Origin of the sequence: Chitinimonas prasina, assembly GCF_030160395.1 — a bacterium.
Taxonomy (GTDB): domain Bacteria; phylum Pseudomonadota; class Gammaproteobacteria; order Burkholderiales; family Chitinimonadaceae; genus Chitinimonas; species Chitinimonas prasina.
In genome coordinates this window covers 1,022,798-1,041,547 of record NZ_BSOG01000001.1, presented here as the reverse complement: position 1 = coordinate 1,041,547, position 18,750 = coordinate 1,022,798, and the positions used below count along the sequence as shown (strand labels likewise).

At 54.7% G+C, this 18,750-nt stretch carries 8 protein-coding genes; 4 read left to right on the top strand and 4 right to left on the bottom strand.

Annotation, left to right across the window (positions count from 1 at the left end):
- Positions 1–101 precede the first annotated feature (101 nt).
- The gene (locus QQK16_RS04885) at positions 102–2,933 is read right to left on the bottom strand and encodes a beta strand repeat-containing protein (protein ID WP_284195302.1); all 2,832 of its coding nucleotides are present in this window, start codon (positions 2,931–2,933) and stop codon (positions 102–104) included.
- A gap of 562 nt (positions 2,934–3,495) precedes the next feature.
- On the opposite strand from QQK16_RS04885, the gene QQK16_RS04880 reads away from it, so the two are divergent.
- Positions 3,496–3,930, top strand: a complete 435-nt coding sequence (locus QQK16_RS04880; protein ID WP_284195301.1) for a hypothetical protein — start codon at positions 3,496–3,498, stop codon at positions 3,928–3,930.
- Between the two features lie 206 nt (positions 3,931–4,136).
- On the opposite strand, the gene QQK16_RS04875 is transcribed toward QQK16_RS04880, so the two are convergent.
- The 3 genes from QQK16_RS04875 to QQK16_RS04865 all read right to left on the bottom strand — a co-directional run bounded on the left by QQK16_RS04875 (position 4,137) and on the right by QQK16_RS04865 (position 9,424).
- Positions 4,137–4,688 carry an ATP phosphoribosyltransferase regulatory subunit gene (locus QQK16_RS04875; protein WP_284195789.1) on the bottom strand — a complete coding sequence of 184 codons (552 nt, stop codon included), beginning with the start codon at positions 4,686–4,688 and terminating at the stop codon, positions 4,137–4,139.
- Positions 4,689–5,394: 706 nt separating this feature from the next.
- Positions 5,395–7,479, bottom strand: coding sequence for a putative bifunctional diguanylate cyclase/phosphodiesterase (locus QQK16_RS04870; RefSeq protein WP_284195300.1), 2,085 nt, complete (start codon positions 7,477–7,479; stop codon positions 5,395–5,397).
- Between the two features lie 4 nt (positions 7,480–7,483).
- Entirely contained in the window at positions 7,484–9,424 is a 1,941-nt protein-coding gene (locus tag QQK16_RS04865; protein WP_284195299.1) for a PAS domain S-box protein, read from the bottom strand.
- A gap of 802 nt (positions 9,425–10,226) precedes the next feature.
- Between QQK16_RS04865 and QQK16_RS04860 the strand changes: the two genes are divergently transcribed.
- The 3 genes from QQK16_RS04860 to QQK16_RS04850 are packed head-to-tail and all read left to right on the top strand — an operon-like array spanning position 10,227 to position 18,572.
- Positions 10,227–12,692, top strand: a complete 2,466-nt coding sequence (locus QQK16_RS04860; protein ID WP_284195298.1) for a two-component system response regulator — start codon at positions 10,227–10,229, stop codon at positions 12,690–12,692.
- Positions 12,693–12,726: 34 nt separating this feature from the next.
- A complete protein-coding gene (locus tag QQK16_RS04855; RefSeq protein ID WP_284195297.1) occupies positions 12,727–17,631 on the top strand; it encodes a CHASE domain-containing hybrid sensor histidine kinase/response regulator in 4,905 nt (1,634 codons plus the stop codon).
- Complete coding sequence (locus QQK16_RS04850) at positions 17,628–18,572, top strand: diguanylate cyclase (protein ID WP_284195296.1); 945 nt, start codon at positions 17,628–17,630, stop codon at positions 18,570–18,572. The genes QQK16_RS04855 and QQK16_RS04850 overlap by 4 nt, the downstream gene beginning before the upstream one ends.
- The last annotated feature ends 178 nt before the right edge of the window (positions 18,573–18,750 follow it).

Sequence of the window (18,750 nt, the reverse complement as noted above, 5' to 3'; positions counted from 1 at the left end):
AGTCCCTCTGCGTTTCAGGCCGGTAGTTGGCCACCAGCATGAAAAAGGCGCAACCCCTTGCTGGAGTCGCGCCTTGAGACAAGTTGCTTTGCTAATACGGTTTATTCAACCGAGAACGACTGAGCAGTCCCATCCTGGTTGTTGATATAGAAGGTGCTGCCATCTTGCCACCAGGTATCGGCAGCATGTGCTTCTGGGGTGTTGACGAGCATATAGCCAGCCCGCAGCTTATAGCTGACGTTACCTATGGTGGTGGTGACGGAGCCATCGACATCCACTGCAGGCACGGATGCGCCGATGATGGTGCTCAGTGTGGCTGCCACGACATCAATGTTGGCAAACGCCGGGTAGAGCGTCTGCTGCACACTGCCATCGCCATGGATCAGGCGACCAGCACTGTCGTAGGAGAAGCCATTCAAGGTGCTGGGCGTTGCAGTCCATGCCGGCCGGACCACATACTTGGCACCACCCACTGTAGCCTTGATCAAGCCGTCAGCCGTGACCATGCCGGTAGCTTGGCTATCCACGGCCATGAGCTGCGCCGCGAAGTTGCTTGGGCTCACCAGGCTGGGGGCCAATTCCGTGACCGCACCTCTTACTACCACGCGCATCCGCCCGTTGCTTTGCAGCCCATTGGGAACGCCTGGTGCGACCATTAGCTGGCCAACTGGTACGCCGGCGATCCGCGTGCCGTCCGGCGCGGTCATGACCATGCCACCAATCGGGGTATTGGCGCTGCGCGTCAGCTTGATACCCAGCTCCTTGCTCAGGGTAGTCACAATCTCGGTGCCCAGATAGGAACCATTCAGGCGGGCGGGGTTGCCGTCTATGGACACCGGTATGCTTTCCAGCGTCATGCCGGTAGGAATGGCACTCAGGGTTTGTGCCACGCCTGCACCACCATCTGCTAGCGTGACCCCAATCTCGTTGCCCGCGCTGTCGTAGGTGATGGTCTCGCCCTTGAACAGCATCAAGGTAGACGAGGTCAGCATGTTGGCGCGGTCGCTGATCAAGGACCTTTGTAGGTTGACCGAAGGGAGTTGTGCAATGCATAGCGAGTATGCCAACAGTTCTCTTTGGTAGACCTTCACGCTCGAGAAGTAGGTATTCCATGTGCTGGACCTACTTCCGGTTGGCGGGGTGGCCGGTATTGCGGGGCGCGACCCGCAGGTATGCGGCGTGGTGACCGTGCCGGAAACAACCGCAACAGTGGTGGTACCACCGCTGTTTGCCGTCGCGGTGATGGCTGAACCGGTACTGCCCGATGTGATGACTATCGGTGACTCACCACTGCCGCCAACCGAAAGAATCGCACCGCTGCTCCCGCTGGAGAGAGTAGCGCTGCCTTGTGAAAGGCCCACCACATTTTGTCCGCCCGACGTGGTACTGACTTTCAGTACGACGCCCGATGATCCGGTAGAGACCGAGACAGACGGTGTGCTGCCGCCCAGATTCACGCTGACTGGTTTGGTCGAAGCATCGATGGTCAGGGTGCTGCCGCTGGCACCGTTTGCCGAGACATCCACGCTGCTGCCTGCAGTGACGGTCACACTCGCCGAACCTGTTATCGTTCCGGTGCCATCGATTGTGCCCGTGCCACCAGTGATTGTGGTGTTCGCAGCGGTGACGGTAATCGCCTGGGTCGCCGTGACGGCGGTGCTGCCGTTCAAGGTCGCACCAATGATGCAGCTACCGGGACTGACAGCAGTGATGGTGGCGGTAACGGTACCGTCGGTGGTGCTGCGCGTCGGGGTGCCTACCGTACAACTGGAACTATTGCTGGTAATGGTGGCGCCGCTGGCACTGACATTGAACAGGCTGGTGCTGCTGGCATCCTTCAGCGTGAGGATGGCGGAGGTGGAGCCCGCCGTAATCAGACTGGACGTGCCCACGGTCAGTGTCGATTGGGCTGCCGTGGCAACGTCGACAGCAGCTGCGACAGCGGTAAAGGCGGTGCCGGGTGTGTTGGCGGTCAGCACCAGCGTCCCGGTGTTAAGCGTGGGGGTCACCGTGGTGCTGGGTATGGCAGCGATAAGGCCATTCACCACATCCGTGGCCGAGGTCGTGGTCGCCACAAAGGTATAGGTTGTGCCATTGAGTGTCACGGCAAATGTATTGCCAGCCATGATGGAGGCCGGCGTCAGGGTATTAACCTGTGCCACAGCAGTCGCATTGGTGCTCCCGGTCGCGCCCAGGGTCCAGCCGGTGCCCGCACTCTTGGCGGTGAACACAATGTCGCTGCCAGTCACGCTGGTCGTATAGTCCTGCGTCGCATAGGGCACGCCGGAGTCGGCCTGGATGGCGGCATTCAGGCCGGCGGCCACGTCTGCAGTGCTGGTGGTGGTGGCCGTAAAGCTCACCGTGCCCGAGCCTGGCAGGTCAATGCTGTAGACATCCCCGATGTCCACGCTGCCGCCTATCGTCAGCGTATCAATCTGGCTTTGTGCCGGCACGGCGGGCACATTGGCCTGCATTTCCGCGCCATCAATGGACGCAGTGCTTGAGTTAGTTGAAATGCTTGCCGCATCGGCCGGGAAGGACATCGCAAACGATGTGCCCGGCGTGGTGGCAGTGAAGGTCAGCACGCCCGAGGTGTTGTCAGTAACCTGGTAAGTGGTATTGCTGATGTAGTCGGCGTGGGCAACGATAAGATCGTAGAGTTCTGTCGCCATGCTGGCCGGGGTGTCTCCAGCGGCTACCGTGGTCGTGATGGTGGTGGCCGTACCAGGCAGGGTAATGCTAAATGTATCGCCATCGGTTACCGTCCCGCTGATGGTCACCGTCTCAGTCTGGGCCTGCGCCATCACAGCAGGCATATTTGGGGCGGTGGGCGTCAGGGTCAGCGTCTGCGTGACATTGGCACCAACCGCGCGGTTAGGTGTTGTCGCCGTATTGTTGAACGTAGGTACAGCGAACGCAGTGGTTGACAGCATTACGACCAATGCCAAGCTGAGCGGACGCAGTCGCATATGGGGGGTTTGGCGGGAGTGCAGAGATCTCATGGGGAACTTAGCTCCATAATAAAGTGTTGGCCGAAAACTGCTGTCACTTGCAACCGAAATATCCCCCCAGGCCCGCAATCCGATGCGACAAACTTCCACCCTCTGATACCGGTACCTTTGCACCGGACCAAATAGGTGAATCCACCAAAGGCAAGCGTAAAGCCGCCTTTGGCTGCATCGCTGACGGTCTATCCCGCGCTGGCAGCGAGTGCTGCAAGCACGAGAAAAGTGGATATGGTCAAAAGCACGACACGCGCTGCGTGTGCATTGAGCTTAGTAGGCGATTATTGCAAGTAAAGGTATTTGATGAGGGCAAGCTCCCCTTTGGGCGTGGCGACGCCAAGAGAAATGGTAGGGGCGCGGGCTAGCGCCGCCAGCTGGCAGATTGGAGCGCATGGTCTTCGAATTGCGCATGCACATGGCGAGCATAAAGCGTAGCGGCTCTGGCTAGGGGCGCCTTGCGACTGCCCGAACCAACTGCAGGAGGTATAACATGGCAAACGCTAGGCAGAACAACATGACACCCGCAGAAGCCCATGAGCTGCTTCAAATGCACTCAGGCAGACACAGCGACACCAACCACCCGAAGTGGGAGTTCGGGTTTCTTGGTAGCCTCCGCCCATACAGCGGCTTGCGTGTAGAAAACTTCCACGAAGTCATGGCCTGTCTCAAGGTGTTGGCAAACGAGCTGGGGAGCGGTGCCCTCTGTGATCGAGAGCTGATTGCCGCCATCTGGGGCATCTGCCATCTTGGTCGCGCATGGGGCGTGGAGCCCGGTGGCATGCTTCGTAGCAATAAACTGATCCCGAGCGAGCAGCTTGATCGACTCAGCTCATGGATAACTCAAATATCGTATGCAGCATTCTGTTTGCTTGATGGTTGCGGCACTGACGTTGCGTTTGAACACTATGACGAATGGGAAGCATAAGAGGAGCTGGAATGGGCTGTGACCAAGTAGGTGTGATGGTGTTCTACATCCTCCTGGCCCCGCACCGCACTTGAAGACATTAGGCGTGCGGATACGCTTAATACTCTCTGCGAGCTTTCAACCGGACTATCCGGAATGCCGCACGCGTCAGCAGCGGGCATGATCAGCGTTCATGCCCTGCCTAAGTCCAAGCGGGTTGGTGTGCGTTAGATGCCCTGTGTTGCCAACGCCAAAAGCAGACGCTCGGCACCGATTCCGAAGCCAGCACCTTCCTTATAGGCGCCACCCCCAACTACCTGCTGCTGCGCGCCAAGTTCGGCGCATCGGATCTCGAAGCCTTGCCCGTTAAGGTAATAGCTAAGTCCACGCTGTGCAGCGTCGTCAATCTCATATCGCAAACCAAGCGAATCCAGAAAGCCAGTGCAGATATCCTGGCAAATACGCAGTGCCCTAACCGGGTCGGGGCTCAGGTATTCAAGCCCAAGTTGGACAAACTCCCGATAGCGACCCGCTTGAGGCCGCTCGTAGCGATAACAGCGGGCGGTGTAAAAAAGCATACGCTCCCTGCGCTGTCCAAGCAGCTCCTTGCTCTTTTCCTGAAACAGCGCAGTTGCCTCAGGAATCAGGCAGCATGGCCTACCTTTCTTGTCAGCGAAGGCCCACATCTGCCCTATGATTTCACTGCCGCCGGTCTTCTCGATAAATGTGTCTTGTGACCAAAGGGCCGGTACGATTGCCTCCTCGGCTCCTGCTTCAATGAAGGTAGCTCCGGAAACGGCCCTCTAGTATGCGTGCTTGGGCGGCTTCTTGGCCGACAATAAAACGAGTTCCCCGGATCATGCTCATGTTTGCTCTCCTGATGTAGAAAAAAGAAAAAGGCGCCGTAGGCGCCTTGGTCGTTGCTGCAAGAGTCGGATACTTCCGACGCAAGCTATGGACGTAACGAACCACGGCGCAATCGATTGCGACCGTGATGATGTGATGCGTTGCGCATTTCGCTACGAGTTTCCATGTCTTTATCTTGGCATGACCACGGGAGATCGCGCAAGCGGGTGCGATTGCACTGTTCGCTTTGCATCCGCTTTAAGAAACAACACTTGTGGCGACGCGATGGCACCCGTGCCACATGGTTTCTTGGCGCTTTCCATTAGGTGAAAGTTCTTCGACGCATTTTTCTTCGCCCAAGAGCCTTGGAGAAGATCGCCTGACGCCTGGCTTTGCCGCTGGCTAGCGCAAGCCATGGTCTCGCCGAATCAAGCCAGATCATTAGCGAGCCGCGCACCTCGAGCAAGGCATCCTACTCACGCCAGTTGATTGATATGTACTGGACTGGGGAGGGCCTAGTCATGGCCGAGGCTTACGGGTGGCGCCAAGGTGAGGGGCGTTGTGCAACAGGGCCCATCCACTGCATGCACGTGGGCCTCGCATGCCACCTCACCAGAAGCGCTGCCAGTAAACACCGCACTACCTGACATTCATCAGGGGTTGCCCGAGTGCCAGCTTGGCGAAATCTATGGCAGGAATCGGCCTTGAAAAAAGATAGCCTTGAATCAACTCACAGCCCATGGATGAAAGCAGACCGTACTGCTCGTGGGTTTCTACACCTTCTGCTACGAGTGTCATACCCAACTCATGGGCGAGGCCGATGATGGCACGTGCAATTGCCTGGTCTTTTGTATCATTCGCCAAGTTGGCCACGAATAGACGATCAATTTTTAGTACATCCAACGGCAATTGCTTCAGGTAGGCCAGTGCAGAATAACCTGTGCCGAAATCATCCATGGCCGTGCGAATTCCCAATTTATGCAAGTCTTCCAGAATTCTTCGCCCTTTGTCGATATCCTCAATCACTGTGCTTTCGGTGACCTCCACTTCGAGCCAACGTGCAGGGATGCCGGTATCTGAAATAACATCCTGAATGTGCTTACAGATTAATTCATCGGAGAATTGACGCGCGGACAAGTTGACGGCCATGGTCACACTGTCGTCCAGGATGTCTGCCCAGGCCATCCGTTGGGCGCATGCGGTCCGAAGTATCCAGAGGCTGACCTCGACGATCAATCCACTATCTTCAAGCACTGGGATGAATACGGCGGGTGATACCGTCCCTGCAGTGGGATGGTGCCATCTAAGTAGCGCTTCGATGCCATGTATCCGGCCATCAAGGGTCGAGACCTGTGGCTGGAATACCAGTTCGAATTGCTCCTTCTCCAAGGCGTACATCAAGCTCTCTCGCAACATGGTCCTGGCCGTCACTTGGGCATTCATCTCTGCTGAATAGTGACGATAGGATTGACGGCCATTGCGTTTGGCTTGGTACATTGCCATGTCGGCCGCGCGCAGCATTTCGCCGGCAGAGGTACTGTCTTCAGGGCAATTTGCGATGCCTATGCTGACGCTGACCAGTAAGGAATGCCCGTCTATGACATAAGGTTGCGCCTGGATACGTAGTAGTTTTTCTGCGATGGCGGATATTTCTGTTTCACTCAGCGCACCCTCGATCAAGATGGCGAATTCATCACCACCTATGCGCCCAAGTGCATCATGAGTGCGTAGCTGACTTCTTAGCCGTTCACAAAAGCTTTGCAGTAGCATATCTCCCGTGGCGTGTCCGTAGGTGTCATTGACATCCTTGAAGTAGTCCAAGTCGATATAAAGCAGGTACAGTGATTGCGAATGCCGCAGGCTTCGCGATACGGCAGTCGATACAGCTTGAAAAAAGCCGTTACGATTCAGAGCGCCAGTCAACGTGTCGGTCACAATCAGTTGGGCCAACTCCTCCTGAAGGGTGAGCGCAGCCGTGATATCTTGGTAAGCAACAACCCAACCTTGCTGCTGAGGAAGTGGCGCACAACTTAATTGAACAGGTAGTGCCGCCTCTTTGGCGGAGATGATTCTTGCTGCATGGCTATGAATGGCATGTTGTGACCGGTAGGCCCCAAGTAGCATGTCCATTTGCAGGTCAGACCAACAATGCAGTATTTTCCCTTTAACCTCGGACTGCGTAAGACCTTGAAGCCGGCTGCCAGCGGGGTTGACATAAATTTGCGACAGATCTGGTGCAACGACAGAGATACCTTCATTGACTGTATTCAGAATATCGCCCAGAAATGCATTGACTTGGGCTAGGTCATGCATCTCTTTTTTTGATGATTCGCTCAATGCCCATTGATTTAATAGCTGCTGGACCTTGGCCTCCAGGATGCGGGGTTGAATAGGTTTATGCATTAGATCGAAAGCACCTGCCTCCAAACCATCAAGTGAGGCGTACTCATCTTCGCCGTGCGCAGTGACCAGCAAAACAGGGATATGCCTTGTTCGGCTGTTCTTACGCATAAGCTTCACGGCTTCAATACCATCCAGCTCTGGCATGTCGACGTCCATCAAGACCAGGGCGATGGTTTCGTTTAGCAGGATGCGCAGAGCGTCCTGGCCACTCGCTACACGTATGAAGCGGCGCTTACCATCGTCAAGAACGGCTTCCAGCGATTCCAGGTTTTCAGGCTTATCATCAACTAGTAACAATATGGGTAAAGTTTCCTTGAGCATGACATTACTCCTGGCGCCCACTGCTACAGCGACCCAGGGCCGTTAGCAGATCCGCCTCACTGATTGGTTTACTGAGGTAGTCATCGCAACCTGCCTCGATGCAGCGCTCGCGATCTCCTGGCATTGCCAATGCCGTCAATGCCAGAATTGGCCCTTTGTAACCCACGTCATTCCTTAGGCGACGCGTTGCCTCAAAACCATCCATCACTGGCATCGACATGTCCATCAGCACTGCTTGGGGATGCGTCCGAGTAAACGCATCCAGCGCCTCTTGTCCATTGCTTGCCACCTCAACTCGATATCCGGCCGCCTCCAGTGTGCTTAGCATCGCATACGTGTTGCGGACGTCATCTTCAACCAATAGCACCTCGTAATTACTCTTCGCACATTGAACAGGTGTGGTATTTAAAGGCACTGCAGCTCGAGCCGGCGCAATCACCGGCATTTTGGCATCACATGGCAGCCACAGCGTAAAAGTACTGCCAACCTGTTCGTGGCTTATTAAATGCAATGACCCACCAAGCAAGGTTACCAACTCTTTCGTAATGGCTAAGCCTAGCCCGGTTCCACTGTATCTCCGGCTTGTAGAGCCATCCGCCTGAACAAATGCATCAAACACCCGGTCTTGAAGTTCGGCAGGAATACCAATTCCGGTGTCACCGACAGCGATAGATAGGCTACTCTCCTGATGGGTAGTCAGGCATGCGCGAATGGTGATCCGTCCCTGATCAGTAAATTTCAAGGCGTTGCCCAAGAGGTTACGCAGAATTTGCATCAGCCTCCTTGGGTCTGTTGCAATCGTAAAGTCAGTTGGCAGATCTATCTCTGTTATTAACTCCAAATGTTTTTGTTGGCATTGAAGCTGAAATTCATGACGTAGTCTATCTAGTACTTCTCGAACTGACGTTACTTCAAATTGCGCTTGCATTCGGCCTGCTTCGATCTTGGCAAGATCCAGTATGTCGTTGATCAGCAAAAGCAGATCACTGGCGGAGCGATGGACAATAGCCGCATGGGTACTTTGCTTCTCGCTCAAATTACCTTGGCGGTTCAGTTTTAGTTGTTCGCTGAGCATCAAGATGCTGTTCAGTGGCGTTCGCAGCTCATGGGACATATTGGCCAGGAACGCCGACTTGTAGCGCGAGGCTGCGGCCAATTCCTCTGTGTGATGCTTCATCGCCGCCTCCTGGGCCCGTCGCATGCTGATGTCGACTACCGTCGCTTGTACAAGCACGGTTTCGCCTTCGTACAGTGGAGCCAACGCCACTTCAACCGGTATTTCCCGGCCAGTGCTGTGCCTGGCAAAAAGCTCGCGGCCCGCCCCCATCGAGCGGGCAGTGGGTTGGGCGTTGAACTTGGCTCGCAAATCGCCATGGTTGGCGGCCAACTGTTCCGGCAGAAGCATCTCGATCTGCGCACCAATGAGGGCGCTCCTTGCATAGCCAAACAGCGACTCCGCTTCTCTGTTGACTAGTTCAATCGCTCCCTTTTCGTTACAGATCAGAATCGCAATCGGAGAAGCTTCGATGGCCTCACGCATACGTGTGACGGCATTTAGTCGCTCGCTCAGATCAAGTAGGGACACCATGGTCGTATGAGTCTCGGCGGTACCAGTTTCCAACGGTCCCAGGCCTATTTCTACAGGAAGCTCACGCCCGTCGCGTCGCAGCAGGAATAGCTCCTGTCCCGCGCCCATACGTCGGGTGCGGGGCTCCTGAAGGTAGCCATGCCGGAAGCCAGAGTGTGCGGTCCGATACCGCTCGGGAACCAGGGCCTCAACCCGCATGCCGATCAGCTCACCTAATGGATAGCCGCAAAGCGTAGCGGCCAATTCGTTGGCATTGGTGATGGTGCCGCCTGCATTGATCAAGAGCAGAGGCGTTGGTGCATTACGTAGCAAAGCGCCCAATTCGACCCTGCCAGGGTCATGAGATCGCTTGAACATGCGCCTGCCGATCCACCATAAGGCGATCGCTATGGCGGCTAATGAAATAATAGCCGGTATCAACTTTTTCCTCCTGAACTGCGCGAACTTTTCTTGTGTGTGCGTACATGTTTGCTTGAATAAGCAATGCCCAATATGAGCCGACGCCTATGAGTTCAACATAGCAGCTTTGGACCCTTCCCACCGATGAGTACCAAGAATGGGTCAGCGAGAAGCATGCATGCGCCTCTCACCACGAAGTCTCATCTCAATGAGGCGCTGATCATCTCCATCCTGAAGGAGGCTGGGACCGTTTTGGATGCAGCTGAACTCAGCTGTAGGCCGCCGCGTCAAGACTGGCAGTTCAATCGCAAGTGGGGCTAGCGGGTCCACGGTGGCGTGGTTGTCCCTGCGGTTACGGTGCGGGTATCAGCGGTTAAATCAACCGGGCATGGCGCAGCTACTGCCGAGCCTACAAACCGGCACAGCCCCCAGACCATGTGGTCGATACACTGCGGCATGGCGTGCAGGGCGGGCTATGGACAGTATGCGATACCTGGAATTGGTAGACGGACTGGCTTGGAATCGATCAAGCGCTAACAGGTAGGCCCAGTGCCTGTGTACGGGATGGGCGAAGACGTTCACGACGCGCCCTGGGTCTAGTGGCGCAGGGCTATTGGGTACGTTTGGAAGTCGGTAGGAACTAGAAAAAACGCAGCCGCATTGACTATCCTTTTTAAGTGGCCCGACCACGGCATGCACAGAATATGTCTACCCTGCTTCCGCGCTTTGCGGCATAGGGTTCATGTGTAGGAGGAAACAGTTGGCAGAGCCCCAAGCGCTTCGGTTGCGTGCGCCGTCGATTCTCATCGTCGACGACCAACCCGCCAATATCCATATTTTACGGGCGGCCGTAGAGGATATGGGGGAGGTCAGGTTCGCCACGTCCGGGGCGGTTGCACTCGAGATGATTAAGCGGCAGACGCCCGATCTTGTCCTGCTCGACATCGAGATGCCTGGCATGAATGGCTATGAAGTCTTTCAGGCAATAACAAGGGGAGACCATGCGGCCGGTGACATCTCAGTGATTTTCGTGACAGCTAACGATCCGGCGCTGCATGAACTGACGACGCTCTCCTTGGGGGCTGTGGACTACCTCCAAAAGCCACTCGATATCCCTGTGGCGCGAGCAAGGATCAAGACACACCTCGAGTTGCGAGTCAGGACGAAGCAGCTCGCACATGCGGAGCGAAATCTCTCCGAAGTCATGCATAACCTCCCAGGTTTCGTCGCGCAGTGGAACCTCGAGATGCGTAACGTATTTTGCAACGATACCAGCGGTGCCTGGTTTGGCATCCCCGCGTCGACAATGAGAGGTATGCATGTCAGCGATGTCGTCGGCCCCAGTAATTTTCTGGCCCTGGAAAGGCACCTCAGCGCCGTATTACACGGCCAGGGCAGTGCCTTCGATTTTGCCTTTGTGGGAAGAGGAGGTGTACTGCGGCATGGGCAGGTAGCCCTGGTATACCGAGATGACAGCGATTTTGGCGGTAGCTTCATGATGCTCATCGCTGACATTACCGACCGCCGCGCGGCGGAAGATGCACTTCACGACGAAAAGGAGAAGTATCGCATTACGCTCAATTCAATCGGTGATGCAGTCATTGCAACCGACGTAGCTGGCAATATCGTCTTCATGAACCCGATTGCGGAGGACCTCACCGGCTGGACTGCGCGGGATGCCATGGGGGAGGCCATCGAGCGGGTGATGCCCCTGCAGGAAAGCTCGTCAGGCCATGTCTTGCAGAATCCAATCAGGATTGCCCTAGCGGAGCGTCGCGCTGTCGGCATGGCGCTGGACTGCGTCCTGGTGCGTCGTTACGGCGAACCCACACCGGTCGAGGATTCCGCCTCGCCTATTGTTGACTGCGCAGGCAATATCTCTGGGGCGGTCATAGTCTTTCATGACGTGAGCGAGGCGCGCGCGATGGCCATCAAGATGAGCCATCTCGCAAACCACGACCCGTTGACCAACCTGCCCAACCGTCTGCTCCTTCGAGACCGAACAGAGCAGGCGCTCCGGTCAGCCAAGGCTGCCGGCCATCGGGTAGGGCTGCTCATTGTCGATTTCGACCACTTCAAGACAATCAACGATTCCGAGGGCCATTCCATCGGGGACAAATTGCTTATCGAGGCCAGTCGGCGCCTGCAGCTACTTGCGCCACCGGCAGCGACAGTCAGCCGCCAAGGCGGGGACGAATTCGTCGTGCTGGTGCCAGAGGTGAGTGAAGTGGAACGGCTGACAACCCTTTCTGAAGCAATGCTTTCCCATCTGGCGATGCCATACACAGTAGAGGGCATGCAGCTCAAGATATCGACGAGCATAGGAGTTGGCATCTATCCGGACGACTCACCTGACATGGAGTCACTTTACCGACATGCCGAATCCGCCATGTATCGCGCGAAGCAGGCAGGGCGAAATCGCATCAGCTTCTTCTCTGCCGAAATCGAAGAGGCAATCCGGACGCGCCATACGCTAGATCAGAAGATGCGGCAAGCGATTGAGCTTGACCGTTTCGAAGTGTTTTACCAACCGAAATACGATACAGCAATCGATACGATTGCCGGCGTCGAGGCGCTCGTCCGATGGCGTGATGAGGATGGCTCGCTGATTTCTCCCGCCCAATTCATCCCTTTGGCAGAAGACAATGGCTTGATTATTCAGATCGGCAGATTTGTCATGCGCACCGCTTGCTTGCAAGGTGTGAAGTGGCATAGCCAAGGCAAACTACTGCGGATTGCCGTGAATGTCTCACCTATTCAACTGATGCAGCCAAACTTTATCGAATTTGTACGCGCCGTCATTGCAGAGAGTGGAATTAGTAATCATCTGCTCGAACTGGAAATAACTGAAAGTGTTTTGGCGCATGATACCAATACTATTCTGGAAACGCTGAATGCACTCAAGCGTGAAGGTGTTTCCATTGCAATTGATGACTTCGGTACCGGTTACTCCAGCTTGGCCTACCTCAAGCGGTTTCCTATCGACGTACTGAAAATTGACCAGAGCTTTGTGCGTGATATGTTGGTAGATCAACTTGATATGAGCATTGTCGAAGCCATTACAATGCTCGCCAAAGGCTTGGGGCTTAGATTGGTTGCTGAAGGCGTTGAAACACTTGAGCAGGCGGAAGCCCTTAAAGCCCTTGGATGCAAGATCATGCAAGGGTACTACTATGGCCGCCCGCAGCCCGCCGAAGAGATGAGCAAGCTGCTCGGGGTTTCATAATGCACCCAATACCAATACGTAAAAGCTGAAAACTATGTCTGGCGCGCAATCATTTTTAATTGACCTGCACCGGCTCCACCTGCCGAAATCGGTGCTCTATGTCTTTGTAGCTTGCATCGCTGCTGTGTTGGTAGCGGCTCAGGCTGCTCGTGAGCACAATGAAGAGTTAATTGTTCGTGCTGCTGCGGGCCGCATTGAGTCTATTTCCAGCCAGATTAAAGAAACTATTCACCGCTTCCAGTATGGCCTGCGTGGCGTGCGGGGGGCGATTTTAACGGCTGGCGTGGATCAGGTCGGTTACGAAGACTTTCGTCGATATAGTCGAAGTCGCAATATACGGCTGGAATTTCCTGGCGCATTGGGTTTTGGGTTTATCCGCTACGTGCCGCGAGACCGTGAGGCTGCATTTCTTGCGCAAATGCGCAAGGATGTTCGCCCCGATTTCAGGATACGAACCTTGTCTCCCAACGACGGTGATCGATATGTCATCCAATTTATTGAGCCCTCGGAACGTAACGCGGCCGCAATTGGCCTGGACGTTGCTTCCGAACAAAATCGACGCGCAGCGGCCGATAAAGCACTGAAGACTGGTCTGCCAACACTTACCGGGCCTATTACTTTGGTTCAGACCTCCGGTAAGGCTAAACAATCTTTCCTGTTCATGATGCCGATTTTCGCGGATGGGTCAACGCCCGCGAGCAACCGCATGAATGCCCTTGTCGGATGGTCGTATGCACCGCTGTCGATGTCCGATGTTTTGTCATCGATAAAGCTAAACTCGGAGGAAGAAGGCCTCAAACTCGCAGATGTACCGCTAGGGGGAACGCCGGTCAATATCTATAAGGCTGGCCCCGGTCGCGCTATCGATGTTGCGCCGCTGGCAACAAAAAACAATCACTTTCATATATTTGGACGGACGTGGCAGATTGAGTATGAGGTGTACCCCGCATTTACTAAAAAGCTGCCGCTAATTTCGATTAGAATTATCGCGATACTAGGCAGTCTGCTCACGATTCTTATTACGATTGCATTTTGGATGTACCAAGCAAACCGGGTAAGAAAGTTAGAGCTTGCCGAGGCACGGAATGCATTAGCATCGATTGTGGATAGCGCTGTTGATGGCATCATCGGTAAAACATTGAGTGGCCAAGTCACGAGCTGGAATCAGTCGGCGGAAAAAATGTTCGGATATGTCGCCAGTGAGGCAATTGGAAATCGTTTGGTCGACTTGATTGTGCCGGAGGGTCGTATTGCAGAAGAAGAGGGAATTCTTGCCACAATTTCAAAAGGAGAGGCGATAGCGGCTTTTGAAACCATCCGGCGGCGTAAGGATGGCAGTATGTTTGATGTGTCGGTATCTGTCGCGCCGATCAGGAACCAAGCTGGACAAATCATCGGTGCTTCTAAAACGGTACGGGACATTACCCTGCAGAAGCAAGCCAAGATGGCGTTGGCGAGAGTTAATCAACAACTGGAAACGGAAGTCGCGGCGCGTACGGCCGCACTTACAAAGGTTTTAAACGAGAACCAGATTCTACTACGTGCGATTAACGAGCAGCTTCTTTATTCGACGACCGATCTTGCTGGAAGAATTCTGGATGCCAACAAAAACTTCTGCCTGGCACATGGTTATTTGCAGGAAGATCTTGTTGGCCAGGATCATCGAATTTTAAGGTCCGGCCTGCACGATGCCGATTTCTATAAAAATATGTGGTCAACCTTGAGTGAAGGCAATACGTGGCGAGGTGAGATATGCAATATAACCAAAAGCGGCCAGCAGCGCTGGTTTGATACAGTTATCGCGCCAATTGTTGGTGCGGATGGCAAGGCAGAGCGCTATATCGCGCTTCGTGTTGATATTACAGAGCAACGAACCGCCATTGCCGAAACCAATCGCCTTAATGTCTTGCTGACCGGCGTACTGCAATCGGCGTCTGAGCTGTCTATCATCGTCACTCAGACAGATGGAACAATCGTACTGTTCAATCACGGCGCGGAGCGGATGTTAGGCTACGCTGCAGATGACATGATAGGAAAAGAGACGCCAGCGCTTTTTCATTTGCCAGGCGAGGTACAAAAACGTGGGCGAGAGCTGAGTGATCAATTTGGTGTGAAAATCGAAGGTTTTCGGGTTTTTGTACATGTCCCGGAAATTGCAGCCGCAGAGGTTCGCGAGTGGACCTATGTGCGTAAGAGCGGCGAGCACTTGACCGTATCGCTGGCCGTGACGGCGATGCGCGATACCAAGGGGCAGATTTCGGGCTATCTTGGCGTGGCCGTCGATGTGACTGAAATTCGTCGACAACAGCGTGAGCTCGCCGCCGCGCGTGATCAGCTCTTACTTGCGGCGGATGTGGCCCATCTCGGTATATGGAGTTGGTTGGTGAGCGACAATTCGCTTACCTGGAATGCGCAAATGTTTGCGATATATGATCAGCCCGCGAGCCTTGCTGGAAACGGACTGAACTACGAGCACTGGCGATCACGCGTGCACCCTGAAGACATCGAATCCACGGAAGCAAGTTTGTTGAGCGCGGTGGCCGGGCACGGTGAATACGACCCGATATTTCGGGTGGTCAGAACAGATGGTTCGATAAGGCACATCCAAGCCGGTGCATACATAGAGCGTGATGCAGATGGGAAAGCCTTTCGTGTTACGGGGATCAATCTGGACATCACCGAACGCAAGCAGTTTGAGCAGACCATTCTGGACGCCAAGATGTTGGCCGAGCAAGCCAGTGTCACTAAGAGCCAGTTCCTGGCAAACATGAGCCATGAGATTCGCACGCCGCTCAATGCGACGCTTGGTATGCTGCAGCTGCTCAGGCAAACGCCGCTAACGGAACGCCAGGCAGATTATGCGGTGAAGGCGCAATCTGCTGCGCACTCCCTGCTAGGTTTGCTGAACGATATTCTTGATTTCTCCAAAATCGAAGCGGGAAAGCTTCAGCTGGACAATCACGTATTTGTGCTGGAAGAGCTCATGCGCGACTTGTCTGTGGTGCTCTCGGGCAATGTGGGGGACAAGAACGTCGAGGTGCTCTTCGACTTAGATACCAATCTCCCGCGAGCCATAATGGGAGATCGTCTGCGGCTGCAACAGATACTGATCAACCTCGCAGGCAATGCGGTCAAATTTACCGCCGAAGGACAGGTAGTCATATCCGTCGCCAATATCGGTGAAATGGGTAGTGAAATCCGGCTGCGCTTTGCCGTCACTGATACCGGCATCGGCATTTCGCAAGAGCAACAAGCCCGGATATTCGAAGGATTTTCTCAGGCAGAAGCCTCAACCACTCGCAAGTATGGTGGTACAGGGCTCGGCTTGGCCATCAGCAAGCGCCTGGTTGAGTTGATGGGCGGGGAGCTGAAGCTTTTCAGCGAGGCCGGCAAAGGAAGCCGATTCTGGTTCGAGATTTCGACCGAGGCAGTTGGAGAGAGGGGGCTGGAGGCCTCGCTCATTGCTGACAAGCTGGGGCATACACCTCAAGTACTGATTGTTGATGACAACGAGGCATCCTCCGTCATCCTTTCGGCGCTGATCCAAACACTGGGCTGGGGCGTGGACACTGCGAGTTCTGGCGCTGAGGCACTCGATAAGATGCGTGAATGTAGCGCCAACGCCACTCCGCCAGACATCGTACTTATGGACTGGCGCATGCCTGAGATGAGTGGTCTGACGGCAGCTGAGCTGATCCGGCACCAATTTACGCAGCAGCCGATCATCGTCATGATCACCGCTTTTGGGCGGGAGGCTCTGCAGGAAGCCTACGATCAGACCGCCCCCCCGTTTTCGACGATTCTGACCAAACCATTCACGCCAGTCCAACTGGTTCAAGCGCTGAATAAGTGCTTTGGGCTTGTAAGCGAGTCGGCCCCGCTAAATATGGATACCGTGCTCGAAGGCCAGCTCGAAGGCCTGCACTTGTTGGTTGTCGAAGACAATGCGCTCAATCGGCAAGTAGCCGCAGAACTGCTGGAAAGCGTCGGCGCACAAGTCAGCCTCGCAGAGGGAGGGCTGCGTGGCGTGGAGCTTGCAACAGCGGACGAGACGCACTTCGACATCATCATCATGGACATGCAAATGCCGGATATTGACGGGTTGGAAGCGACACGACGCATTCGGCAGCATCCTCGGGGGAGCAATATTCCTATTGTCGCCATGACTGCGAACGCATCCCTTGCCGATCGCGAGCTTTGCCTGGCGGCAGGTATGAACGAACACACCGGTAAGCCGATCAGCCTGTCCACAGTCGTCCCTGTCTTGCTGAAAGTGCTGGGGCGTGAGGTTCCGCATAAGTTGACGCCAACACCAGACAGCCCACCTAGCGCTCAGGTGCATGACATCGAGTCTTGGTCGCGCATACTGTCGAGGTTTGGCGGCAACGTTAAGACCTATCGCTTTGCACTGGGGGCCTTCCTACCCGAAGTGGAAGAGCAGGTTGCAGCGTTAAGGGTATGTGTCGATACCGGTGACATGCGGCGGGCAGGCGCATACCTGCATGCCCTCAAAGGCGTTGCGTCAACTGTCGGTGCCATTACAGTGGCCGCGTATGCAGCCAAGCTGGAATCGGGCTTGAAAGCCGCTGCCATAACCTTGAGCATGGACGACATCGACGCGATCGTGAAAGCTGCGGAATCAGCAGCCGCCACCTTGGAGGGCAGGCTGGAATCCGAAGTGGAAGATTCGCTGCCGGCGGGGGGCGGCGCCAACTCGGCACACGCAATTGGGGGGGCGGCATGGGAAGAGCGGGCCGCTGCACTGTTAGTCTTGCTGCGGGACTCCAATATGCAGGCCATTAATGATGCAGAGTCGTTGGTGCAGGCGGCGCCAAGTGAATATGGGGATATCGCAAGAAACATATGCAATCTTGTGCAGAACCTCCAGTTCGTAGAGGCTGTCGCACTAATTGAAAAAATAACCAGGAAAGATTCATGATTAACGATTTGAAGATGTTGATTGAATTGCGGGGGGCGCGACCGAAGATATTGGTGGCAGATGATCAGCCAATAAACATTCGTGCTATCCATGAAATATTCAAAAGCGAATGTGACATCTTTATGGCGACGAGCGGCGAGCAGGCATTGTCGCTTGCATCAAGCCACCGCCCGGACCTCATCATTTTAGATGTCATGATGCCCGAAATGGATGGGCATGAGGTTTGCCGGCGCTTGAAGCAAGATGTGGTTACAAAAGAAATCCCGGTGATTTTTTTAACCGCGCAGCACACACCAGAGGACGAAGTCCTGGGTTTTCAGCTCGGTGCTGTAGACTTTATACACAAGCCCATCGACAGTTTTGTCATTCAAGCGCGAGTGGAAACGCACCTCGCCTTGAAGCTACAAACCGAGTATCTTCGTAAAATCGCACTAACCGACGGACTGACGGGTATTGCAAACCGTCGGCAATTCGACGTGACATTGGTGCAAGACTGGCTGCAATGTACAAGAGAGGCAAATCCACTATCTATTGTAATAGTGGATGTCGATCATTTTAAGAAATTCAACGACACGTATGGGCACTTGTTGGGTGATAAATGTTTGCGTGATGTTGCACATGCAATTCGTGCTGCGCTTCGCCGTCCATACGATTTGGCTACTCGCTACGGCGGTGAGGAGTTTGCTTGTCTGTTGCCCAATACGGATTTCGACGGCGCCATGCATATTGCTGAACTGATAAGACAAGCGGTAGCGGCGCTGGAGATTGCGCATCAACAATCTGAAACTAGCCCAGTGGTGACCGTGAGTCTGGGTGTTGCTACGTGCATCCCTACGTCAGCCTATGAATCGGCTAAGCTGCTTGCAGCAGCAGACGCGCAGCTATACGAGGCAAAGCAGTCGGGCAGGAATCAAGCAAGAGGAAAATACTTGGTTGAGTAGCTCAAGCCCTCAGGATCGTTGTTGCATTCCCGGGATGCAATTTATCCTTGAGTTGGCACATCTTCTGCTGAGATTTGATTGCACCAATGTCAGGCACGGCGCAGTCCCCGGCGAACTTGGCGCGTGCTCTCGTCATTAATATTAAATCCCTCACCGCGCTCGACTTGGCGTAGCACTT